This is a genomic window from Microbacterium esteraromaticum, from assembly GCF_017303215.1.
Lineage (GTDB): Bacteria > Actinomycetota > Actinomycetes > Actinomycetales > Microbacteriaceae > Microbacterium > Microbacterium esteraromaticum_C.
The window spans coordinates 782,348-805,229 of the sequence record NZ_JAEMWU010000001.1 but is presented as its reverse complement, the minus strand read 5'-3'; the positions used below and the strand labels follow the sequence as shown (position 1 = coordinate 805,229).

Genomic DNA, 22,882 nt, shown 5'->3' with positions numbered 1-22,882 from the left:
CAGCGGCGCACTCAGCGCTTGTTCTTGGCCTTGAGATCCTTCTCCGAGATCGGCGCGCGACCGGATGCCTCCAACTCGGCGTAGTACGCACGGGCCTCATCCTGACGCTGCTGCTCGGCACCGCTCGCGATGGGTGCGCGGATGTGCTCGGGCTCCCACCCGAACGCGTCGACGAGGTCGAGCGCGTGCGGGCGCAGCCGCCGGCACAGCCGGTCGATGTAGCGCGAGACGGATGCCGCCCGCTGTGCCGACAGGCGACCGTTGATCAGGTACCACGCGAGGTGCTTCTCGATCAGCTGCAGGCCGAACAGGTCGCGCAGCCAGGTCAGTACCTGCTTCGTGTCCTCGTCGTCGACGTCGTTGACGGCGTCGGTGAACGCCTCCCACTGCAGCAGCTCGCCGTGCGCGCGGGCGGCTTCGATGAGCTCAGCCTGGTTCTCGTTGAACAGCTTCTCGCCGAGCACCTTGTCTCTGCCGGCGGGGCGCAGGCGCCCGGCGATATCGGCGACCATCTGCTGCACGCGATCGGCGAGCATCTCGTGCTGCTGCTCCTCGCGCAGCCCGTACTCGACCGAACGCGCCGTCGAACCGAGGTCTGCCACGGCCTGACCGAACTGACGCAGTCCAGCACCGTGGAACACCCTGCCCGCCGTCTGCTCAACCGCGTAGCGGGCCAGAGAGGCAGCGTCCTTGTCTTTGAACTGGGCCGCGAAGTCGGTGAGCAGACGCTTGCCGACCAGCTGAAGCAGGATGTTGTTGTCGCCCTCGAACGTGACGTAGATGTCGAGGTCGGCGCGCAGACCGACCAGACGGTTCTCGAACATGAAACCCGACCCGCCGCAGGCCTCACGCGCCTCCTGCAGGGTGTCGAGGGCGTGCCACGTCGACAGCGGCTTGAGCGCCGCGGCGAGGGTCTCGAGGTCTTCGCGGTCATCCGGTGTGTCAGAGCGGCCCGAGAAAACGGCGTCGAACTTCTGCAGGAACTCGTCGTGCGCGAACAACTGGGCGTAGGTCGTGGCCAACCGCGGCAGCAGCCGCCGCTGGTGCTTGCCGTAGTCGAGCAGCACGGTCTCGTGGCCGTCGGCTCCGTCAAACTGCCGACGCTGCGTCGCGTAGGTGATGGCGATCTTCAGCCCGAGCGCCGACGCCCACGAAGCGGCCCCATCGAGTGAGACGCGGCCCTGCACGAGCGTGCCGAGCATGGTGAAGAAGCGGCGGCCGGGGCTGTCGATCGGGCTGGAGTAGGTGCCCGAGGCGTCGACGTCGCCGTACTTGTTGAGCAGGTTGGTGCGCGGAACGCGCACCTGGTCGAACGAGAGACGCCCGTTATCGATGCCGTTCAGGCCACCCTTGTGTCCGTCATCCTCGCGATTGATGCCCGGCAGGTCGACGCCGTTCTCATCGCGCAGCGGCACATAGAAGCAGTGCACGCCGTGGCTGACGCCGTTGGTGATCAGCTGCGCGAACACCGTCGCGGCGATACCGTGCAGCGCGGCGTTGCCGAGGTACTCCTTCGTCGCACCGCGGAACGGCGTGTGGATGACGAACTCGTCGGTCTCGGGATCGTACGTGGCCGTCGTGCCCAGCGACGCCACATCCGACCCGTGCCCGATCTCGGTCATCGCGAAGGCACCGGGGATGTCGAGGTTCATGATGCCCGGCAGCCACTTCTCGTGGTGTTCGGCCGTGCCCAGCTGCAGCACCGCCGACCCGAACAGCCCCCACTGCACGCCCGCCTTGATCTGCAGGCTGGGATCGGCGACCACCAGCTCTTCGAAGCCGGCGATGTTCGCCCCGTTGTCCTCGTCACCGCCGAAGGCCCTGGGGAATGCGCGGTGCACGGCGCTGTTCTGCACCAGCAGGTGTAGCTGCGAGAGCACGCGCTCGCGGTGCGCGTCCATGCCGAGGCTGTCGTCGCGCCAGAACGCCGAGTCCTTGATCATCTCGCGGGACGTGCGGCGCGTGTGCGCCCACGTGCCCATCAGCAGATCGTTGACCCGCTGCACGTCGATCGCGGGCTCGGCCTCGGTGTGCTCGGCGGCGTTCGAGGTGGATTCGCTGCGGACGGCTGCGTCGACCATGACGGGTCCTCTCGGTTGGGGGTGGGAACACCCAACGGTAGAACTCCGACAACAACTCCGGAAGTCGAATGTACAGCATCCACAAACGGATGCCGTCGCGACGGCATCCGACGTTGTCACCTCACGACAGATGCGGGCGCGCGTTCGCACTCAGTGTTCGGCGATCACGGCGATCACGGCATCGCCGTACGCCTCTTTCTTCTTGGCACCGATACCGCTGATGCCGTCGAGTTGCCCGGTCGTTGTCGGCCGGTGCTCGGCAAGCGCGCGCAGGGTCGCGTCGCCGAAGACGATGTAGGCGGGTACCCCTTGCTCGCGAGCGGTCTCGGCACGCCACGCGCGCAGCGCCTCGAACAGCCCCCGGTCGCCCTCGGCGAGCGCGTCAGCGGCCGACGCCTTGCGCTGACGGGTCGCGGTGGTGCGCCCGATCGTGTCGCGGCGCAGCGGCACGGGAGTCTCACCGCGCAGCACTCCCCCGGCCGCTTCGCCCGGCGCGAGCGTGCCGTAGTCTCCCTGGGCGAGCAGGATGCCACGGGCCAGCAGCTGCCTCACGATGCTGCGCCAGTCCTGATCAGACAGGTCGGCCCCGATACTGTAGGTCGCCAGTTGGTCGTGGCGCATCTTGCGGATGCGATCGGTCGAGGCCCCGCGCAGAATGTCGATCAGCTGCCCGGCGCCGAACGCCTGGTTGCGCTCACGCTTCAACCGCACGATCGTCGAGAGCAGCTTCTGCGCCGGCACGAGCCCGTCGAACGTGTCGGGCGGCTGCAGGCACGTGTCGCAGTTGCCGCAGGCCCCGCTGTCCTGCCCGAAGTAACCCAGCAGATTCTGCCGGCGGCACGTGACCGTCTCGCACAGCGCCAGCATGGCGTCGAGGTGCTGCCCCATGCGCATCTTGAACGTGCGGTCGCCGGGACTCTGCTCGATCAGCCGGCGCTGCTGCACGACGTCGCCGAGCCCGTAGGCCATCCATGCGACCGACGCCTCACCGTCGCGGCCGGCGCGACCGGTCTCTTGGTAGTAGCCCTCGACCGACTTGGGCAGGTCGATGTGGGCGACGAAGCGCACATCGGGTTTGTCGATGCCCATTCCGAACGCGATGGTCGCCACCATGACGATGCCGTCCTCGCGCAGGAAGCACGCCTGATTGGCCGCACGCACCTCGGCGGGGAGTCCGGCGTGGTACGGCAGCGCCTCAATGCCGCGGGATGCCAGATACTCGGCGGTCTGCTCGACCGACTTGCGGCTGAGGGCGTAGACGATGCCCGCCGCGCCGGCGGGCTGCGCCTGGATGAACTCGACCAGCTGCTTGCGCGGATCGACCTTGGGCACGATGCGGTACTGGATGTTCGGACGGTCGAAGCTCGCCACGAAGTGCTCAGCGCGCTCGAGGTGCAGGCGCTCGGTGAGCTCACGGTGCGTGGCGCGGGTGGCGGTGGCGGTCAGCGCCATGCGCGGCACACCGGGGAACCGCTCTGCCAGATCGCCCAGCGCCAGGTAGTCGGGGCGGAAGTCGTGCCCCCACTGCGACACACAGTGCGCCTCGTCGATGGCGATCACGCTGAGCACGCCGCGCTGCAGCAGCTGCGTGGTCTGCGGCGACGACAGGCGTTCGGGGGCGACGTAGATGAGGTCGAGTTCGCCAGACACGTAGGCGCGTTCGACCTCGCGGCGCTCGTCGATCGACTGCGTCGAGTTGAGGTAGGCGGCGCGCACGCCGTTGGCGCGCAGCGCATCGACCTGATCGTGCATGAGCGCGATGAGCGGGCTGATGACCAGCCCCGTGCCCTCGCGCACCAGCGCCGGCACCTGGTAGGTGATCGACTTGCCGCCACCCGTGGGCATCAGTACGACCGCATCGCCACCGGCGATGACGTGCTCGACGACGGCCGCCTGGTCGCCGCGGAACGCGTCGTAACCGAACACGGTGCGCAGCGCATCGATTGCCGTCGGATGCTGAGCCGGCGTCGCCACCGTCGCCGGCGGCGCCGCCGGGGTCATCGGCGCGGTTCCCCAGTCGAGCGGTGGCTCCCAGCCGTGGGCCGGCGGTTCCCAGTCCATCGGCTCGGAGGGATCGCCGGGCTCGGTGTCCCACGGCTCGTCCGGGTACGGCAGCCCCTCATAGGGGTCACGAGGGGTCTGCGGCATGCTTCCAGCGTAGCCAGCGCGACAGACACCGCGGATGCCCTCCACAGCCCATCCACCCCGGATCCGGCATAAGTTGGGTGGGACATCGAAGGAGGAGCCATGCCCGAACTGACCGTCACCCGCAACGATGACGCCTCACGCTACGAGATCCACTCCGACACCGTCCTCGCCGGCTTCGCCGAGTTCGAACGGCGCCCCGGCGAGATCCGCTTCACGCACACCGAGATCGACCATGCCTTCCAGGGCCGCGGCTTCGCCGGCCGGCTCGCCGGCGAAGCCCTCACCGACGCCGCGGCGTCCGGCGACACGATCGTGCCGTACTGCCCCTACATCGCCCGATACCTCAAGAAGAACGACGTTCCCGGCGCGCAGGTGCGCTGGCCCAACACTTGACGGGTACGCGCCCCTCGTGCCGGTAGCCTGAGAGGGTGGCATCCCGACCCGCTCTGAGCACGCGCACACTCCTCGTCTGCGCCGCCATCGGCGTCGCCACGGGCATTCTCGGCGGCATCGCCGGGGCCGTCACGCTGGGCGTGCTCGCTGTCGCTCCGTACCTGTACGGGCTGGTGCTGGGGTCGCACGTGCTGCCGGGCATCATCGCGCAGGAGGTACTGCGACGCCCGCTGGTCGCCCTGATCACGCACGTGTTCGCCGCGCTGATCGCCAGCGCGTTCAACCCGGTCTGGGCGCTGCGCTTCATCGGTACCGCGCTGCTGTTCGGCGCGATCCAGGAGGGCGTGGCGGCGCTCACCCGCTACAAGGCCTGGGGGCGCTGGCGCTTCTTCGTCTCGGCCCTGCTCATCGGCGTATTCGTCGCCGTCGTGGTGTGGTTCGCCGCGCACATGGACGCCCTCGACCCCTGGGCGAAGGTGATGTACCTCACGGTGTCGGTGCTGGGACCGGTGGTGTGGACCGCGATCGGCATCGCGGTGGGCAACGCCCTGCGTCGCGCCGGCGTCGCCCCGAAGTAATCCTCCTCAGACGAGGTCGCTGGTCGAACGCAGCACCAGACTCGCCCGCCGGTGACCGGCCAGAAGACGCTCGGATGCCGGAGCACCGGCCAGCAGCGCGGCCAGGTAACCGGCTGCGAAGGCATCCCCCGCACCGACCACCTCGACAACCTCGGTCGGAATCGCCGGGACGAACACCTCACCGGCATCCGAGAACTCCGTCGCGCCGACGTCGCCGTCCTTGACGACGAGCGTCGGTACACCGGGGAGGAGCGCCCTGGCATCCGCCGCCGTCTCACACCCCCACAGCGTCTCGGCCTCGTCGCGTCCGACGAAGACGAGGTCGGCGCGCTCGGCGAGTCGCCGCAGAACAGGGGCCGCCTCGGCGGCCGACCACAGCGCGGCACGATGGTTCACATCGAAACTGACGATGCCCTGTGCGGCAGCCATGCGGTCGAGCACCGCCTCGACGAGTTCGGCGCACGACGCCGACAGCACAGGCGTGATGCCCGAGATGTGCACGATCTCGGCCTGCTCAAGCGGCACGCCATCGAGCGAGGCAGGGCGCATCCGCGACGCCGCCGACCCGGCCCGGTAATACTGCACACCGCGGCCGGGATCCTTGAAGTACACCCCGGTGGGCGCCGTCGCATCGGTCGCCACCCAGCGCGTGTCGACGCCGAAGCCGTCGATCACCGCGCGCACGCGCTCGCCGAGCACATCGTCACCGAGAGCACTCACCCACGCCGTCGGATGCCCGAGCGCGGCGACATGCACCGCGACGTTCGACTCGGCGCCGCCGATCCCCAGGCGGAAGTCCTGGGCGGTGAGCAACGGCTCGGCAGCCATCGGGGCGACGAGCGCCATGGTCTCGCCGATCGTGATCAGGCGCGGTGCGGGGGGCTGTGCAGTCATCCGGACGATCCTCTCATCCCACGGGTCTTGGAAAGGTAAGGCCCGACTAAGTTAGAAGGTGACCCGACGCCGAGAAAGGCCCGCCGTGCCGGCATCCGACCCTCTCCTCCGCGTGCGCGACCTGAGCGTCACGCACGCGGGCAGCGCGCATCCCTCCCCGCGGAACGTCTCGTTCGACGTTCATCCGGGTGAGGTCGTACTCGTGCTCGGACCGAGCGGATCCGGCAAGTCCACCCTGACTCTGACCTTGAACGGGCTCATCCCGCAGTCGGTGACCGCCGAGGTCGCCGGTCGCGTCGAGACGGCGGGGATGGATGCCCGCGTGACCCCGGTCGCCGAACTGAGCCGGCACATCTCGATGGTGTTCCAGGATCCGGACTCGCAGCTGGTGACCGGCACCGTGCTCGACGAGGTCGCCTTCGGTCTGGAGAACCTGCTGCTGCCGGTCGATGAGGTGCTCACCCGCAGCGAGCAGGCGCTGCGACGCATGGGCCTGTGGCACAAGCGCTCATGGAACCCCGACCTGCTCTCGGGCGGCGGGCGCCAGCGCCTGGCCATCGCGTGCGCCCTGGCGATGCGTTCGCGCGTGATCGTGCTCGACGAGCCCACCGCAAACCTCGACCCGCAGGGAATCGACGACGTCTACGACGCCCTCGGCGAGCTGGCGCACGACGCCGACCGCGCCATCGTGCTGGTCGAGCACAACCTCGACGCCGCCATGCGCTTCGCCACCCGGGCGGTCGTCCTCGACCACGACGGCCGGGTCGTGCTCGACGGCCCGGCACGAGACACAATCCGCAACAACGCCGACGCGCTGCTCGAGCTCGGCGTGTGGCTGCCGTCCAGCACGCTGGCAGCGCTGCGCCTGCGCGCCGCGGGCGCCGACATCCCGGTGCTGCCGGTCACGCCCGACGAGTTTGCGCACCTGCCCGCTGACCTCTTTCCCGCCCCTGCGCAGATGCCGCGCGCCGATGCTCCGAGCGCGATCACGGTGCGCGATATGACCGTTGTCAAGCGTCGCGAACCCGTGCTGATGGTTCCGCAGCTGCAGATCCCCGAGGGCTCGTTCACGGCCATCGTCGGGGCGAACGGCGCGGGCAAGACGACCCTGCTGCAAGCGCTCGCGGGCGTCGTACCCGCCCCGCGCCGCACCGTGATGATCGGCGACCTCGACGCCGGTCGGGCAGCTCCCCGCCAGCTCGCGTCGCGCGTCGGATTCGTCTTCCAGAACCCCGAGCACCAGTTCATCGCCGGAACCGTGCGGGAGGAACTCGCGCACGGCCTACGCATGCAACGGCTGCCCGCGACCGAGATCGACGAACGCGTCGACGGGATGCTGGCCCGCTTCGGGCTGATGCACAAGGCCGACGTGCACCCGTTTCTGCTCTCCGGCGGCGAGAAGCGGCGCCTGTCGGTGGGAACGGCCTTGATCGCACGCCCCGGCGTACTGGCCCTCGACGAGCCCACCTTCGGACAGGATCGCGCACGGGCAACCGAACTGCTGACCCTGCTGAAAGAACTGCAGGCCGAAGGCACCACGGTGCTGATCGTCACGCACGACCTGCAATTGGTCGCCGAGTACAGCACGCACACCGTGATGCTGCGCGACGGCGCCCTGCACGCCGCCGGACGCACAGCCGACCTGTTCGCCGACCCGGCCGTGTTCGCCGCCGCCGGACTGCGACTACCACCCATGCTGCGGGTGCTCGCTGAGGGGAGGGCGGCATGACCGGCATGCCCGTCTCGGTGGCCACCGCCCCGACCCCGGTCGATCCGTTCGCGACCCCGGTGGCCGCGCCGTCGCACTTTCTGCACCATCTCAACCCACTGACGAAGATCGCCGCCGTCGTACCGGCCATGGTGCTGCTCGCGTTCACCCGCGACCTCGACACCCCGTTGGCGTTCATCGCCCTGTCGTATCTGCTGCTGCTCACCGGCGCTCGCCTGAGCCGTGGAGTCGTGGCGCTGCTGTTCCTGGCCGTGCCCGCCGGCGTCGCCCTGCTCACCTTCGGCTTCTCGATCTGGATCGACGACACCCTGGTGTCAGACACCCCCGCCGTGCTGCGCATCGGCGACTGGGTGCTCTACGAAGGCGCCCTGGCGATCGGCCTGGCCACTGCGCTGCGCCTGTGCGCGATCCTCGCGCTCGCCCTGATCGGCGGACTCACGACGAACGGCCCCGACCTGGTGCGCGCCGCTGTGCAACAGCTGCATGTTCCGTACCGCGTCGGCTACACGGCGCTGGCCGCCTACCGGTTCGTGCCCCGGTTCGGGTACGAGCTGTCGGTCATCCGAGCGGCGCACCGTGTGCGCGGCGCCGGCGGACGGTGGGGCGGGCGCGGACCGATCGCCCGTCTGATGCGCGGATGGGGGTACATCGTGCCGCTGCTCGCCTCGGGCATCCGCCACGCCGAACGCGTCGCACTGTCGATGGATGCCCGCGCCTTCGGCGCCCACCCCACGCGCACCGAGCGGCACCTGGTGCCGTGGCGCGCACGCGACACGGTGTTCCTGGTGGCTCTGCTGACAGCATCCGCCGCCCTCTTCACCCTCACCTGGCCCTGGCTCGCCGCCTGATCCCGCCCGCGTCGGCCGCTGAGAAACCACTTCCCGTTCGAGAAATCACGCCGCAGGTGGTTTCTCGTACGACAAGTGGTTTCTCAAGGGGGCGAGCGCGCGGCGTGAGCGCGCGGGCGCGGGCGCGGAAAGGGCCGCTCGTTTCCGAGCGGCCCTTTGTCAGCGGGAGGTCAGCGCTTGCCGGCGATCTGGCGACCGACGAGATCGCGCATGATCTCGTTCGTGCCGCCGTAGATGCGGTGCACGCGAGCGTCGGTGAACGCCCGGGCGATGGGGTACTCCATGATGTACCCGTAGCCACCGTGCAGCTGCACGCCGATGTCGAGCAGCTCCCACTCGCGCTCGGTCGCCCAGTACTTGACCTTGGCAGCATCCTCGGCGGTGAGCTTGCCATCCTTGTACGCCAGCAGCGCACGGTCGATGTAGGCCCACATCACCTCGGTGGTGGTGACCATGTCGGCCAGCTGGAAGCGGGTGTTCTGGAAGTCGGCGATGCGCTCACCGAACGCCTCGCGCTCCTTGGTGTAGGTGATCGTCCAGTCGGTCGCGGCCTGTGCGGCGGCCGCCGCGGCGACACCGATCGACAGGCGCTCAAGCGGCAGGTTCATCATCAGCTGGATGAAGCCCTGCCCTTCCTTGCCGCTGATCAGGTTCTCGTCGGGCACGAACACGTCGGTGAAGCTGAGCTCAGCGGTGTCCCACCCGTGGAAGCCCATCTTGCTGAGCTTCTTGCCCTGGTCGAAGCCTTCCATGCCCTTCTCAAGGATGAGCAGGCTGAACGCGTCGGGGCGGTTGCCCTCACCGGTCTTGACGAACGTGACGACCATGTCGGCCGTGGTGCCCGATGAGATGAACGTCTTGGCGCCGTTGACGATGTAGCCACCGTCGACCTTCTTGGCGTTGGTCTTGATGCCGCGCAGGTCGGAACCCGCGCCGGGGTCGGTCATGGCGAGCGCACCGAGCACCTCACCGGTGGCCATGCGCGGCAGCCACTTCTCCTTCTGCTCCTGCGTGCCCATGTGCACCAGGTAGGGAACCGCGAGGTCGTCCTGGATGCCGAACGCACCCGCGAGCGAACCGGCACCGGCCGCGATGACCTCTTCCATGACGATCGTGCGGAAGCGGTAGTCCTGCAGCATGCCCGCGCCGCCGAACTCCTCGGGCACCGACAGTCCGATCAGACCCGCTTCACCTGCGGCGAGCATGGTGGCGCGGTCGATCTCGCCCGCAGCATCCCACTTCTCGATCGACTCGTTCGAGACATGACGCTTGACGAAGTCCTTGACCAGGTCGCGGAAGGCCTCGTGGTCTTCTTCGTAGATGTCGCGTTCCATTTCGTCCTCCTGAACGTCGTGGGGGTAGGTGCGTCTTCGCACCGCGAGTCTACGGCGAGACACCGACGCGGAACAGTCCATTGTGGGAATGCGTCTCACCAAACGTGACACTGCGTTCCGCATTTGTGGGATGCCGCAACAGCGCCGTCAGTGCGCGTAGTCGGGCGCCGCCGGCAAGCCGAAGAACTCCTCCAACGTGCGGAACCCGCCGTGATGATATGCCGCCGCGAGCTCGGGTCCGATGTAGCGGATGTGCCACGGCTCAGGCAGATAACCCGTCGTTCCGGTCTCACCCTGCACGTAGCGCACGATGAATCCGAACCGCCAGGCGTTCGCGGCCACCCACTCCCCCTGCGAGGTCCCGCCAAACTCCTCATGCATGCCACACTCGGCCGTGCACGCGATCAGATCGAACGCGAGCCCGCTCTGGTGCTCCGAGTATCCAGGGCGCGCAGAGACAGCATCCGCTCCCGGCTGCCCGCGCGCGATCACGTGCGACTCATAGGTGCGGGTCTGCACGTCGTACGAGCGGTAGCCGTTGTTGATACCGAGGGTTCCGGCCCCCTCGGCGGCCGAGGCCGCCGCCATGCGCTCGAGCGCGACCGTCACCTCGGGAAGCATCTCGTTCGAAAGCGACGTCGCTCGCAGGTCGGTGCCGGAGAGGGATGCCGGAGCGAAGCCCTCTGGCTGCAGTGGACGCTGCTTGTTTACGACGACCCAGATGCGGTTCGGATCGTCGAGCGAGACACACGGTGCGCTACCCGCGGCGACAGCGGCGCGGAACTCGGCACCACCCCCGAACGCGCGGACAGCGGCATCGTCATCATCCGCGGCGAGCGCGGCGATCACCACCTTGTCGGCGCACGGATCGACCGCCTCGGCCGCCAGCACATCGACGGCGGGCAGGCGCAACACGGCAGCCGGAGTCGGAGGCTGTTGCGCCGCCGCGGGTTCGATCTCGATGCCGCCGAGAATCGTCGACAACGACGCCAGCGCGGTGAACAGCACGCCAAACGGAACAGCGATCCGGACGGCGAGCGATTCACGCGCCGCATGGCGGGGCTGCACGGCACTCACCGCTCCATTGTGGCCCACGTTCATGGCTGAGGGGTGACGAAAGCCTGTTCGATTCAGGATTGACAGATTCTCGATTGTTTGTTCGAATGAATGCATGCGATGGCAGGGACAGACGCTCGACGACGCGGATGCCGCTGCGCTACCCGGGCTGGAGAACCGCAGCGGCATCGTGCGCTCGGTCACGACGCCCGAGTTCGCGGGGATGACCTTTCACGAGGTGCTGGCGAAGTCGGCGCTGAACAGTGTTCCCGGGCCCTCGAAGATGCCGTTCCGATGGACGATCAACCCCTATCGCGGATGCAGCCATGCCTGCGTGTACTGCTTAGATCCGGCAACCCTGATCCTCTGTGCGGATGGCCGACAGCGCGCACTCGGTGCGCTTGAAGTCGGCGACGAGGTTATCGGCACCGTGAAGCAGGGCTCCTACCGTCGATACCAGAAGACGCGTATCGAAGCGAAGTGGCAGACAACGAAACCGGCTTTCAAGGTGACACTCGCGGACGGAACGACGCTAACCGCCAGCGGTGATCATCGGTTTCTGACGGATCGCGGATGGAAGCATGTCGCGGACGCTGAGGTCGGTCAACGCCCGCACCTCACGGTGAACAACAGGCTGATGGGCTTCGGCGTCGGCCCGTCATCGGAGAACGCGACGCTTGGCCGAGATTATCGCCGCGGCTACCTTGCTGGGATCATCCGAGGCGACGCTGCCATCTTCCACGGCGAGTACCGTGTCGGCAAGCAGACCAGAAAGATCAACTCGTTCCGGCTGGCGTTGATCGATGACGAAGCACTCACACGAGCGCGTGAGTACCTCGAACAGGAAGGAGTGAAGACGCATGCGCGGCAGTTCGCGCCGGCGACTGCCAAGCGTAGGGCGTTGAACGCGATTCACACCGCGGCTGCAATGAACGTTGCAGCGATCGAGGCACTCGTGCTGACCCCGGCCTCGCCGTCTCTCGAATGGCACCGAGGTTTCCTGGGAGGCATCTTTGACGCTGGAGGGAGTTGTTCACGCGGGATCCTTCGCATCAGCAACAAGGACCCCGAACTGCTTGACCTGATCGGCTCCAGTTGCGACCTTCTCGGGGTGACGCACACTCGGGAGCGTGCGCGTACGAACGGCGTCACCGACATACGGGTCACGGGAGGGCTACCGATGCGACAGCGGTTCTTTCTTGTCGCCAATCCAGCGATCACGCGAAAGCTCGACGTGGTGGGGAGCGCTGTCAAGACCGCGGCAGACCTGAGGGTTGTATCCATCGAACCGCTCGACGGCGATCGCGAACTCATCGACATCACCACCGGAACAGGTGACTTCATCGCGAACGGAGTAATCAGTCACAACTGCTTCGCCCGCGGCACGCATGAGTACCTCGACGTCGACGGCGGTGCGGACTTCGATACCCAGGTCGTCGTGAAGACGAACGTGGTCGACGTGCTGCGGCGCGAGCTGCGCCGCGGATCATGGCAACACGAGACCGTCGCCCTGGGCACGAACACCGACCCTTATCAGCGCGCCGAGGGCCGCTACCGACTGATGCCCGGCATCATCGCGGCTCTCGCCGAGTCGGGCACACCGATGTCGATCCTCACCAAGGGAACACTGATCCGCCGCGACATCCCCGTGCTGACCGAAGCGGCCCGGCGTGTGCCGATCGATGTGCAGATGTCGATCGCGATGTACGACGATGAGCTGCAGCACTCGATCGAGCCGGGAACCCCATCGACACAGGCACGACTCGACACCGTGCGCGCGCTGACCGACGCGGGCTTTCGGGTCGGCGTCTTCCTGATGCCGGTACTGCCGCACCTCACCGACTCGATCGCGGCCATCGATGAAGCACTGCGGCGCATCAAAGAGACTGGCGCCGACCATGTCGTCTATGGCGCGCTGCACTTGCGCGCCGGAGTGAAGCCCTGGTTCTTGCAGTGGCTTGAGCGCGAGCATCCGGAACTGCTGTCGTCGTACCGCGGACTGTACCCGGGCAGCTCGGCCGAAGCACCGAAGGCGTACCGGCAGTGGCTCGCCCGGCGGATGCGCCCGTTGATCCGCGTGCACGGGCTCGAGGCGCGATCCGAACCCGAGCACGACCGGATACGCGGCATGGGTCGGGTACAAGTCGGGGCTGCGGCCGCCGCGGTGGTGAGACCGGCGGCGCCGATGCTGTTCTGACGGTCGCGTAGGCTCGATCACCATGGCAATCGGTTCGACGATCATCACCTTCGAGGTGCAGCTGGCCGACACCGATCGGGGTGTGTACGAGGACTACTCGCTGCGGGTTGCGCAGCATCCGTCCGAGACAGATGCGTACATGCTGACGCGTGTGCTCGCTCACGCGCTCGAGCATGCCGAGGGCATCGACTTCGGCGGCGGCATCTCGCAGGCTGAAGAACCCGCGGTGCTCGTGCGCGACCTCACCGGCAGCGTGACCGCATGGATCGAAGTGGGCGCACCCGACGCCGAGCGCCTTCACCGCGGCAGCAGACTTGCCGAGCGCACCGTCGTCTACACCCACCGCGACCCGGCGAAGGTCATCGCGGCGTGGGCGGGCAAGCGCATCCACCGCTCCGACGAGATCAAGGTGTTCAGTTTTGACCCGGGCTTCATCGAGCAGGCGACGCCCCAGCTCGAGAGGCGTAACACCTGCTCGATCACCGTGACCGAGCGGATGCTCTACCTCGACCTCAACGGCACGATGCTCGCATCCGCCGTGCACGAGCACTCGCTGAGCTGAGCACGCGCCCGGGCCTGTGCTGGCCCGGCCCTGTGCACGCAACTCCGGAAGTTCGTCGGGATATCGGCTGATTCTGGCAGCTGCGCCCAGATTCCGGTGGTTCTTCCGGAGTTACGCGCACGCCCACTCCCGCCCGCAAGCAAGCCCGCACAAGCCCGCAAGCAAGCAAACCGCCAGACAAACACACGAGGGGTCAGAATCCGTCGTGTCGGAAGGCTCCGACGCGACGTTTTCTGACCCCTCGTGGGTGGGGTGGGTTGAGGTCGACGTCAGCTGGTGAGTTCGGCGGCGGTGGGCACGCGGCCGGTGATCTCCTCGATGACCTCATCGCCCGGCTCGACGGTCTCGAATGGCGCGTCGATCTCGGCGCGCGAGAGCAGGTCCTCCATGCGGCGACGACGGTGACGGGTGATCAGCGTGACCACACGACCCGAACGACCGGCACGGCCCGTACGTCCGGCCCGGTGCAGGTACGTCTTGTACTCGTCGGGAGCGTCAGCCTGCACGACCAGGTCGATGTCATCGACGTGGATGCCACGGGCTGCGACATCCGTCGCGACGAGCACCTTCACCTTGCCCGAGGTGAGCTTCTGCAGGTTGCGGGTGCGCTTGCCCTGGTTCAGGTCACCGTGCAGCGAGACCGCGGCGATACCGGCATCCTCGAACTGCTCTGCCAGCATCTCGGCGTACGCGCGGGTGCGCGCGAAGACAAGGGTCTGGCCGTCGCGGTCGACGAGCGAGGTCAGCGTCTCGGCCTTGTCGCGGTGCTCGATCACGAGCACGCGGTGCTCGATCGTGCCCGAGTTCTGGTCTTCACCGGCGACCTCGTAGACGGCCGGGTCGACGAGGAACTCATCGACGAGCGACGCGACCTCGCGGTCAAGCGTGGCCGAGAACAGCAGCTTCTGGCTGCCTTCTGCCGTCTTGCGCAGAATGCGCTGCACCGGCTCGACGAAGCCCAGCTCGCACATGTGGTCGGCCTCGTCGAGTACGGCGATGCGCACCTCCGACAGGTCGAGCTTGCCCTGTTCGATCAGGTCCTCGATGCGGCCCGGGGTGCCGATGATGATGTCGACGCCCTTCTTCAGCGCACCCACCTGGCGGGCCTGCGGCACGCCGCCGTAGATCTGGGTCGTGAACAGTCCGACGCTGCGCGCGATCGGCTGCACGGTGCGGTCGATCTGCAGCGCGAGCTCGCGCGTGGGCGCGAGAATGATCGCGCGCGGCTTGCGCCCGATCTCGCGGCGCTTGCCGGCCTGCGACTTCAGGATGCTCTCCACCAACGGTGCACCGAAGGCGATGGTCTTTCCCGAGCCGGTACGACCGCGGCCGAGCACGTCGCGTCCACCCAGGATCGAGGGGATGGTCGCCGCCTGAATCGGGAACGGCGTCTGGGCGCCCATATTGCCGAGCGTCTCGGTGATGTTCGAGCCCAGGCCGAGGTCGGCGAAGGTCACATCGGCGACCTCGGTGGCCTGCACGGCCTGCGCCTCGAGGCGCTCGTGCACGACGTCGACGTGCTCCTCGTGCTTCTTGACCGTCTCGGTGCGGTTCCAGTCGCTACGGCTCGGACGGTCCTCACGAGCGGGTCGCGCGGGCCGGTCGCTGCGGTCGAAGCGCGGCTTCTCGTCGCGGTTCGGGCGAGAGAAATCACGGTCGTCGCGGCGCGGGCGCTCATCGCGGCGCTCGAAGCCCCGGTCGTCACGGCGCGGACGGTCGCCACGCGGCGCGCGGTCATCCCGGTCGAAGCGCGGACGCTCGTCGCGCCCGTAACGCGGACGGTCGCCACCACGGTCGAAGCGCGAACCGCCGTCGCGCGAGAACGAGCGGTCGTCGCGCGAAGGACGGTCGTTGCGGTCGTACCCGCCACGCCCACCGGCACGGTCATCCCGGCGCGGACGGTCGTCGAAGCGACGGTCGCCGCGGTCATCCCGACGCGCACGATCGTCCCGGTCGAAGCGCGGACGCTCGTCGCGCCCGAAACGGGCGCGGTCGCCGCCACGGTCGTTGCGGTCAAAGCGCGAACCGCCGTCGCGCGAGAACGAGCGGTCGTCGCGCGAAGGACGGTCGTTGCGGTCATACCCGCCACGCCCACCGGCACGGTCATCCCGGCGCGGACGGTCGTCGAAGCGACGCTCGCCACGATCGTCCCGACGCGGACGGTCGTCGAACCGCCGCCCCGCATCGGGGCGCTGCCCGCCGTCGAAGCGGCGTCCGCCGAAACCGCGATCACGGTCGTCGCGGTGGTGCGGCGCCTCACGGCGTCCCGACTCGGCGCGATTGCGGATGCTACGGGCCTCATCGCGTCCGGCACGCTCGGAATCCGTCCACCGGCGCTTGGGCGCAGCCGCGCCCTCCTCAGCCGGACGGTATCCGCGGTGCTTGGGGCTACGACTGCCGGGGCGGTTGCTCTGACGGGCATCCGCGTAGCGCCGGTCACCGGCATCCGACCGCTCGTCGCGACCGCCGTCGCGCACGGGGCGACCACCGTCACGTCCGCCGGCGTGGCGGTCGTGGAACGAAGTCTTCTTCGCGTAGCGCGGCTCGAAGTTGCGGGACGGACGTCCGCCCTTGGGCTTGCCATTCTTGGGCATGGTGTTTCCTGACTGTCTCTGACACGAGAACAGCGTCCGCGACGGCGCACAGAGATCAGCGCACGGCGGACATACCCGGGCAATCGTCGGCCGGGGCCATTCATGTGATGGTTATGAACCATCGGCCCCTGGGCTCACACTCGTCACACGCCCGCGTTCCGCACAGGAACCGCGGCTGCCCGAAGCCGACCCCGCCATGTTACCGGGCCCACCTGGGAGAGCCCCCAGTCGTACGATGTGCAGATGAGTTCCCCCACCGGCGTCCAGATCCACCTCCGCCGCGGCGCGGTCACCGCGCAGATCGCCCAGGTCGGTGCATCGCTTCGTCACCTCGTCGTCGCCGGCACCGAGATCGTGCCGCCGTACCCCGAGGATGCGGCGACGCCGTCGTGCTCAGGTGTCGTGCTCGCGCCCTGGCCCAACCGCATCCGCGACGGCATCTGGCAGGACGGCCCCACCACCCGCGCGCTCGCGGTGACCGAACCCCAGCTGCGCAATGCCAGCCACGGCCTGCTGCGCTTCACCGCCTACGAGATCGCGTCGCAGTCCGACGAGAGCGTCACCCTGCGCGCGTCGATCGTGCCGCAGACCGGGTACCCGTACCTCGTCGAGACGAGCGTGACCTACACCCTGACCGACACGGGCATAGACGTGGCGCACACGCTGACCAACGAGTCGACGGCATCCGCTCCCGTCGCCCTCGGAACGCACCCGTTCCTGACCATCGGCGGCGTCGACCCACGCGATCTCGTGCTGCGACTGCCCGCCGAGACCTACTTCGAGACGGATGATCGGATGCTGCCGATCGGCGAATCGCCCGTGTCGGCCGCCACGGATCTGCGCGCCGGACGCCGCCTGGGCGACGTCGAGCTCGACACCGGCTTCGCGAACCTGCACCGTGACGCCGATGGGCAGGTGCGCACGACGCTGTCGGCGCCGGACGGCCGCACGGTCACGCTGCATCAGGGCGAGGGGTTCGACTACATCCAGGCGTACACGACGACCGGGTATCCGGGGCAGTCGCTGACCGTGGCGGTCGAGCCGATGACGGCGCCCGCCGAGGCGTTCAACTCGGGCCGCGGCGTGCGCCGCCTCGGCGCCGGCGAGTCGTGGACGCTGACCTGGGGCATCCGCTTCGCCTGAGCGGTCGCGTTCGCGCACGCACCCCACGCGCAACCCACGCACCCCCACGCGCACCCCATGCACCCCACCACGAGGGGTCAAAATATGTCGCCTTATCGCGCGGGAAAGCGCATCTTCTGACCCCTCGTGAGGTGGGACGTTGCACCCTCACCACGAGGGGTCAAAATGTGTCGCCTTTTCGCGCGGGAAAGCGTTCTTTTTGACCCCTCGTGGGAGGGGAGGCACCAAGTACGCCAAGCGCCAGGCACCAAGTACGCCAAGCACCAAGTACGCCAAGCGCCAAGCGCCCGCACGAACGGTCAGTCGACGTGGTTCGCTGACGGCAGGCCGCGGGAGCGCAGCTCGCGGCGGGTGGGGTGGTACTCGCTTTCCTCCGCCGCAACCGACGCCACCACCGACGCCGCAGCAGCAGCGGCCGACGCAGCGGCAGCCGCCGCCGAAGCCGCCGCGGCGGCCGCCATCATCGGATGCCCGCTGCGCGCGCTCTGCGGAACCACGACCGCCGTCTCCGTCGTGCGCGGGGCGACGACACCGGCCGTCTCCTCTTCCGCAGCATCCGACGCAGCATCCGACGCCGGCACGGCCGGCTCATCAGCACCGTCACCAGCATCCGCAACCGGCGGCTGCGCGAGCGCAGCACCACCGGGCGTGACACCCGAACCATCACCCGAGCCGCCCGAGCCACCAGTGCCGCCAGAGCCACCCGAGTCACCAGAGCCATCAGACGCGTCACGAGCCGCCCGACGTGCCGCACGGCGTTCGCGCGCCCCCTCAACGAGGTTGTACAGCGTCGGCAGCACGATCAGCGTGAGCACCGTCGACGACACCAGGCCACCGATCACGACGATCGCCAGCGGCTGCGAGATGAACCCGCCGTGCCCGGTGATGCCCAGCGCCATGGGGGTCAGCGCGAAGATCGTCGCGAGCGCGGTCATCAGGATCGGGCGCAGACGCTTCTCACCACCGGCCATGACGGCGTCGTGCGTCGTCAGCCCCTTCTCGCGGTATTGGTTGACGAGGTCGACGAGCACGATCGCGTTGGTGACGACGATGCCGATCAGCATCAGCACACCGATCAGCGACGGCACACCGAGTGGCACACCTGTGATGATCTGCAGCAGGATCGCGCCGGTTGCCGCGAACGGCACCGAGATCAGCAGCAGCAGCGGCTGACGCAGCGACTTGAACGTCGCGACCATGACGACGTAGACGATCAGGATCGCCGCGAGCATCGCGAGTCCGAGCTGCGAGAACGACTCGGCCTGCTGCTCGGCGACGCCGCCGATCTCGACGTCGGCGCCGGCCGGAAGGTCGACCGCCTCCATGGCGGCGGTGACCGAGGCGGTCGCGACCGCGAGGTCGTCGGATGCCGGTGGCACGGTCACCGTGGCGGTGCGCACCCCCTGCTGGGTGGTGATCGTCGTGGGGCCTTCGCGCTCCTCGATCGTGGCGACGTCCTGCAGCTCGGTCGGTCCGAGCGGTGTGAGGATCGTCAGTTCGCGCAGCGCGGCGACGGTCGTCGGCGGTTCCTCGGATGCGAGGTAGACGGTCAACGCGGTGTCGTCGATCTCGACCGAGCCGATCTGCTGGGGACGCATGGCGTCAGAGACCATCGAGCCGACCGCGACCTCTGAAAGCCCGCGCTGAGCGGCGGCCTCACGGTCGACGACGACGGCGATGTAGGGCAGCGACGCGGCGAGGTTGTCGGTGACCTGTCCCACACCGTCGCGACCTTCGAGCTCTGCGACCAGGGCGTCGGTGGCCGTCTGCAGGTCCTCGCCGTTCGAGGCGGTGACCGTGACGGTGATGTCGGACGACCCGAACCCGGACGAACCGGCGACGCTGATCTCTCCCACGTCGTCGAGCTCGTTCACGGCGTCCTGCACATCGGCGCGCAGCTGCTCCTGATCGACGTCGGAATCGGTCAGGATCGAGTAGGTCACGCCCGCCCCACCTGAGAACGCGTCCATCAGCGCCGAACCGCTCGAACCGACCGACACCTGCACGTGCTCGATGCCGTCGACGTCGTCGAGTGCCTCTTCGACGCGCAGCGCGGCGTCGGACTTCGCCTGCAGGCTGGCCGTGGGGCCGAGATCCTGGGTGACGGTCATCGTGTTCTGGCCGGAGTCGCTGAGGAAGTTCACCTTCATCAACGGTGCCATCGCGAGGGTGCCGACGAGCACGACCACAGCCAGGGCGACCGTGGTGAGCGAGTGCTTCAGCGTCCAGCTCAGGATCGGCCGGTACATCCGCTGCAGCGGCGTCGGTGGGGCGGCGGGGTCCTCGGGGTCGATGCGCACGCCGTTGTCGTCGACGAGCGGCTTGCCCGGGCGCAGGAACCAGTAGGCCAGCACGGGCACGATCGTCAGCGCCACCAGCAGCGAGGCGGCCATGGCGATGCTGACGGTCATCGCGAACGGACGGAACAGCTCGCCGACCATGTCGCCGACGAACACGATCGGCAGGAACACCGCAACGGTCGTCAGGGTCGATGCGGTGATGGCGGATGCCACCTCGCGCACGGCCAGTCGGATCGCGTCGCCCTTGTCGGCGCCTTCGACGTAGTGCCGTTTGATGTTCTCGATGACGACGATCGAGTCGTCGACGACGCGTCCGATGGCGATCGTCAAGGCGCCCAGCGTGAGCACGTTCAGCGAGTAGCCGAACGCCTGCAGACCGATGAAGGTGACCAGCACCGAGGTGGGGATCGAGATCGCGGTGACCAGCGTCGAGCGGATCGACATCAGGAACACCAGGATCACCACGACAGCGAAGACCAGGCCCAGCAGGCCTTCGACGGCGAGGGTGTCGATCGACTGCTGAATGAACGGCGCCTGGTCGAACACGACCGTGAACTCGGCGTCGGGGAAGGTCTTGCGCAGGTCGTCGATGGCGGCGAGCACACCGGTCGAGACTTCGACGGTGTTCGCGGCCGGCAGCTTGGTGACGGCGATCGAGAGGGCATCCTCTCCGTCGACACGCGAGATCGAGGTGATGGGGTCGGTCTCCTGAGCCACGGTCGCGACGTCGCCGATCGTGACGTCGGTGCCCACCAGCGGCAACTGGGCGATCTCGTCGGCCGACGTGAGCTTGGCGCCGGTCTGCACCGTGAGGGTCTCATCGCCCTCGGTGATGGAGCCGCCGGGGAACAGCGCACCGTTCTGCTGCATGGCCTGGGTGATCTGCTGCGTGGTGGCCTGGTGCTCGGCGAGTTTCGCGTCGTCGGGGGTGACGGTGATGCGCTGCCCGGAGCCGCCGACGACCTCGGCGGCGTTGACCCCGTCGACGTCCTCGATGTTCGGGATGACGACGTTCTCGAGGTCGGCCTGCGCGGTGTCGACGTCATCGAATCCGGTCACGGCGATCTGGATCACCGGGAAGTCGTCGATCGACACCGACAGCACCTGCGGGCTGACCTCTTCGGGCAGCTGCTGCGCGATGCGGTTGATGGCCTGCTGCATCTTCTGCTCGGCGGTGGCCAGGTTGGTGCCGTAGGTGAACATCGCCTGCACGATCGAGGCGTTGGTCGTGCTGGTGGCGGTGGTCGATTCCAGCCCTGGCACCCCCTGCACGGCCTGCTCGATGGGGGTCGAGACGTCGTTCTCGACGACCTCGGGTGACGCACCGGGATAGCTGGTCATGACGACCAGCGCGGGCAGCTCGAGAGAGGGGATGAGCTCCTGCTTGAGGTTGGTGAGCGCGAGGCCCCCGAAGACGGCGGACACGATCGTGATGAGAGCGATGAGCGCGCGGTTCCGCAGGCTCAGGACGGCGAGTTTCGACATGTGCGTTCTCTGGGTCGGTGTGCGTGGACGGTGGTGTCGGCGGGCGGGGTGGGCGGATCAGTCGGTGGGCACGCCGAGGATGTCGGCGAGGGAGCTCTGCAGAAAGTCGCGCGTGAGCGGTTCATCGCTGATGCGCGCCTGCCAGAGCACGCCGTCGATGAAGATCGCGGCGGCGGTGGCTCGGTCACGGCCGTAGTCGTCGACGAGGAAGTCGCGCATGCGCTGTGACCAGCGGCGGGCGAGTTCCCGCAGCGGCGGGTCGTTGACGGCGGCGGTGACGACGGCACGGTCGGCTTCGAGCGCGCGGGCGTCGTCGAGTCCGCGCTCGATGAGTTCGGCGAGAACCGCCGGGGTGGCGCCGTGCTCGGCGAGGACGGTGCGGATGCGATCGACGCGGTCATCCACTTCGGATGCCAGGAATCGCAGCGCTTCGGCACGGAGGTCATCGAGGGTGGCGAAGTACTGCGTGGTGGCGCCGAGCGGTACGTCGGCGCGGGCCGCGATGAGGCGATGGGTGACGGCGCCGACGCCGATCTCGACGATCAGTTCGGCCGTCGCGGTGACGATGGCGCGACGTCTGCTCTCTGGGTCGCGCCGTCGGCGCGGTGCGGTCTCGGGCATCCCCACCCCCCCTTCTGTACATTTGTACATTTGCAGAGCTTGGAGGTCGCTGGGAACACGAGCCGCTGCGCGTCAGTTCACAGCGCCCGGCCGATGAGCAGTCCGCCGCCTGCCGCGAGGATGGCCAGAACCAGCATCCCGACCGCGTTGAGAGCGGATGCCCGTCGCGCGCCGTCGCGCCACAGTGCGACGGTGTCGACCATGGCGGTGCTGAAGGTCGTGTATCCGCCGAGGAATCCGGCGCCGATGACGAACGCGGATTCCGGCAGCGCACCGACCACAACCCCGAGGGCGAGCGATCCGGTGACGTTGATCAGCATCACGCCCCCGGGGAATCGGGCACCCGCGTACCGCGCGACCATCGTGTCGACGAGATAGCGCACGCCGGCTCCAAGACCTCCGCACACGGCCGCGAGCACGAACAGCAACGGAGTCATGCCGCACTCCCCCGCACCGGCCGACGCCCGAGCCGCAGCCCGAGGGCGGCCGCAGCGAGACCGAGCGCAATGCTCACGACGACGTAGCCGACGGCGAGCGCCGGGGCGGTCTCCCACAGCGCGACGGTGTCGACGGCGAACGCACTGTAGGTGGTGAACCCGCCGAGCATGCCTGTGCCGACGAAGATCCGCAGATCCGAGGACGGCAGGCGTGCGACGAGTACCCCCAGCAGCAGCGAGCCCAGCACATTGGCCACGAGCACGCCGATGGCCGCCCCGTGCGCCAGAGCCCCCGGCACCAGCATCCCGACTCCCAGCCGCGCGGCGGTGCCGATCGCACCGCCCGCCGCGGCGAGCGCGGCCCGGCGCACGACGGTGCGCGGGGGCGTGGGGTTCGTCACCTGCGCCACTCTAGCCGCGGCGGGTGACGGCCGAGGCCCGGGCGTCGGTTCCGTAGACTCGGGAGACGCCCGCGCGGACGA

Annotated in this window: 17 protein-coding genes; 7 read left to right on the top strand and 10 right to left on the bottom strand. The window is 68.4% G+C overall.

Annotated elements, in window-relative coordinates:
- Positions 1–11 precede the first annotated feature (11 nt).
- Positions 12–2,081, bottom strand: a complete 2,070-nt coding sequence (locus JF543_RS03670; protein WP_206822765.1) for an acyl-CoA dehydrogenase — start codon at positions 2,079–2,081, stop codon at positions 12–14.
- Positions 2,082–2,231: 150 nt separating this feature from the next.
- A complete protein-coding gene (recQ, locus tag JF543_RS03665) occupies positions 2,232–4,229 on the bottom strand; it encodes a DNA helicase RecQ (protein ID WP_206822764.1) in 1,998 nt (665 codons plus the stop codon).
- Positions 4,230–4,328: 99 nt separating this feature from the next.
- On the opposite strand from recQ, the gene JF543_RS03660 reads away from it, so the two are divergent.
- Positions 4,329–4,622 carry a GNAT family N-acetyltransferase gene (locus JF543_RS03660; RefSeq protein WP_179409241.1) on the top strand — a complete coding sequence of 98 codons (294 nt, stop codon included), beginning with the start codon at positions 4,329–4,331 and terminating at the stop codon, positions 4,620–4,622.
- A gap of 35 nt (positions 4,623–4,657) precedes the next feature.
- Entirely contained in the window at positions 4,658–5,200 is a 543-nt protein-coding gene (locus JF543_RS03655) for an ECF transporter S component (protein ID WP_206822763.1), read from the top strand.
- 6 nt (positions 5,201–5,206) lie between these two features.
- On the opposite strand, the gene JF543_RS03650 is transcribed toward JF543_RS03655, so the two are convergent.
- Complete coding sequence (locus tag JF543_RS03650; RefSeq protein WP_206822762.1) at positions 5,207–6,094, bottom strand: sugar kinase; 888 nt, start codon at positions 6,092–6,094, stop codon at positions 5,207–5,209.
- Between the two features lie 58 nt (positions 6,095–6,152).
- On the opposite strand from JF543_RS03650, the gene JF543_RS03645 reads away from it, so the two are divergent.
- Entirely contained in the window at positions 6,153–7,823 is a 1,671-nt protein-coding gene (locus JF543_RS03645; protein ID WP_347401234.1) for an ABC transporter ATP-binding protein, read from the top strand.
- Positions 7,820–8,671: an energy-coupling factor transporter transmembrane component T family protein gene (locus JF543_RS03640; protein WP_206822761.1), complete on the top strand. Its 852-nt coding sequence runs from the start codon at positions 7,820–7,822 to the stop codon at positions 8,669–8,671. The genes JF543_RS03645 and JF543_RS03640 overlap by 4 nt, the downstream gene beginning before the upstream one ends.
- Before the next feature lie 170 nt (positions 8,672–8,841).
- Here JF543_RS03640 and JF543_RS03635 read toward each other — a convergent pair whose 3' ends face one another.
- Positions 8,842–10,005, bottom strand: a complete 1,164-nt coding sequence (locus JF543_RS03635) for an acyl-CoA dehydrogenase family protein (protein ID WP_179409245.1) — start codon at positions 10,003–10,005, stop codon at positions 8,842–8,844.
- A 147-nt stretch (positions 10,006–10,152) separates the two neighbouring features.
- Positions 10,153–11,082, bottom strand: a complete 930-nt coding sequence (locus tag JF543_RS14590; RefSeq protein ID WP_347401082.1) for a M15 family metallopeptidase — start codon at positions 11,080–11,082, stop codon at positions 10,153–10,155.
- Positions 11,083–11,176: 94 nt separating this feature from the next.
- Here JF543_RS14590 and JF543_RS03625 point away from each other — a divergent pair, with 94 nt between their 5' ends.
- Together JF543_RS03625 and JF543_RS03620 are read left to right on the top strand one after the other, a co-directional pair.
- A complete protein-coding gene (locus tag JF543_RS03625) occupies positions 11,177–13,258 on the top strand; it encodes an intein-containing Rv2578c family radical SAM protein (RefSeq protein ID WP_206822759.1) in 2,082 nt (693 codons plus the stop codon).
- 22 nt (positions 13,259–13,280) lie between these two features.
- Positions 13,281–13,820: a YaeQ family protein gene (locus tag JF543_RS03620; protein ID WP_206822758.1), complete on the top strand. Its 540-nt coding sequence runs from the start codon at positions 13,281–13,283 to the stop codon at positions 13,818–13,820.
- A 269-nt stretch (positions 13,821–14,089) separates the two neighbouring features.
- Here JF543_RS03620 and JF543_RS03615 read toward each other — a convergent pair whose 3' ends face one another.
- Positions 14,090–16,414 carry a DEAD/DEAH box helicase gene (locus JF543_RS03615; protein ID WP_206822757.1) on the bottom strand — a complete coding sequence of 775 codons (2,325 nt, stop codon included), beginning with the start codon at positions 16,412–16,414 and terminating at the stop codon, positions 14,090–14,092.
- Between the two features lie 243 nt (positions 16,415–16,657).
- Here JF543_RS03615 and JF543_RS03610 point away from each other — a divergent pair, with 243 nt between their 5' ends.
- Complete coding sequence (locus tag JF543_RS03610) at positions 16,658–17,557, top strand: aldose 1-epimerase family protein (RefSeq protein ID WP_242519392.1); 900 nt, start codon at positions 16,658–16,660, stop codon at positions 17,555–17,557.
- Positions 17,558–17,856: 299 nt separating this feature from the next.
- Here the strand turns inward: JF543_RS03610 and JF543_RS03605 are convergent, their stop codons facing one another.
- The 4 genes from JF543_RS03605 to JF543_RS03590 form a co-directional block, all read right to left on the bottom strand.
- The gene (locus JF543_RS03605; RefSeq protein WP_242519391.1) at positions 17,857–21,342 is read right to left on the bottom strand and encodes an efflux RND transporter permease subunit; all 3,486 of its coding nucleotides are present in this window, start codon (positions 21,340–21,342) and stop codon (positions 17,857–17,859) included.
- Between the two features lie 57 nt (positions 21,343–21,399).
- On the bottom strand, positions 21,400–21,963 hold the full coding sequence (locus JF543_RS03600; protein ID WP_179409251.1) for a TetR/AcrR family transcriptional regulator: 564 nt from the start codon (positions 21,961–21,963) through the stop codon (positions 21,400–21,402).
- Between the two features lie 77 nt (positions 21,964–22,040).
- The gene (locus tag JF543_RS03595; protein ID WP_206822755.1) at positions 22,041–22,400 is read right to left on the bottom strand and encodes a fluoride efflux transporter FluC; all 360 of its coding nucleotides are present in this window, start codon (positions 22,398–22,400) and stop codon (positions 22,041–22,043) included.
- The gene (locus JF543_RS03590; protein ID WP_347401081.1) at positions 22,397–22,801 is read right to left on the bottom strand and encodes a fluoride efflux transporter FluC; all 405 of its coding nucleotides are present in this window, start codon (positions 22,799–22,801) and stop codon (positions 22,397–22,399) included. Before JF543_RS03590 ends, JF543_RS03595 begins: the two co-directional genes overlap by 4 nt.
- Positions 22,802–22,882 lie beyond the last annotated feature (81 nt).

Excerpts from the sequence above, each read along its gene's own strand:
- JF543_RS03670 (WP_206822765.1), bottom strand. The coding sequence starts at position 2,081 with ATGGTCGACGCAGCCGTCCGCAGCGAATCCACCTCGAACGCCGCCGAG.
- recQ (WP_206822764.1), bottom strand. The coding sequence starts at position 4,229 with ATGCCGCAGACCCCTCGTGACCCCTATGAGGGGCTGCCGTACCCGGAC.
- JF543_RS03660 (WP_179409241.1), top strand. The coding sequence starts at position 4,329 with ATGCCCGAACTGACCGTCACCCGCAACGATGACGCCTCACGCTACGAG.
- JF543_RS03650 (WP_206822762.1), bottom strand. The coding sequence starts at position 6,094 with ATGACTGCACAGCCCCCCGCACCGCGCCTGATCACGATCGGCGAGACC.
- JF543_RS03640 (WP_206822761.1), top strand. The coding sequence starts at position 7,820 with ATGACCGGCATGCCCGTCTCGGTGGCCACCGCCCCGACCCCGGTCGAT.
- JF543_RS03635 (WP_179409245.1), bottom strand. The coding sequence starts at position 10,005 with ATGGAACGCGACATCTACGAAGAAGACCACGAGGCCTTCCGCGACCTG.
- JF543_RS03625 (WP_206822759.1), top strand. The coding sequence starts at position 11,177 with ATGCGATGGCAGGGACAGACGCTCGACGACGCGGATGCCGCTGCGCTA.
- JF543_RS03620 (WP_206822758.1), top strand. The coding sequence starts at position 13,281 with ATGGCAATCGGTTCGACGATCATCACCTTCGAGGTGCAGCTGGCCGAC.
- JF543_RS03615 (WP_206822757.1), bottom strand. The coding sequence starts at position 16,414 with ATGCCCAAGAATGGCAAGCCCAAGGGCGGACGTCCGTCCCGCAACTTC.
- JF543_RS03610 (WP_242519392.1), top strand. The coding sequence starts at position 16,658 with ATGAGTTCCCCCACCGGCGTCCAGATCCACCTCCGCCGCGGCGCGGTC.
- JF543_RS03605 (WP_242519391.1), bottom strand. The coding sequence starts at position 21,342 with ATGTCGAAACTCGCCGTCCTGAGCCTGCGGAACCGCGCGCTCATCGCT.
- JF543_RS03600 (WP_179409251.1), bottom strand. The coding sequence starts at position 21,963 with ATGCCCGAGACCGCACCGCGCCGACGGCGCGACCCAGAGAGCAGACGT.
- JF543_RS03595 (WP_206822755.1), bottom strand. The coding sequence starts at position 22,400 with ATGACTCCGTTGCTGTTCGTGCTCGCGGCCGTGTGCGGAGGTCTTGGA.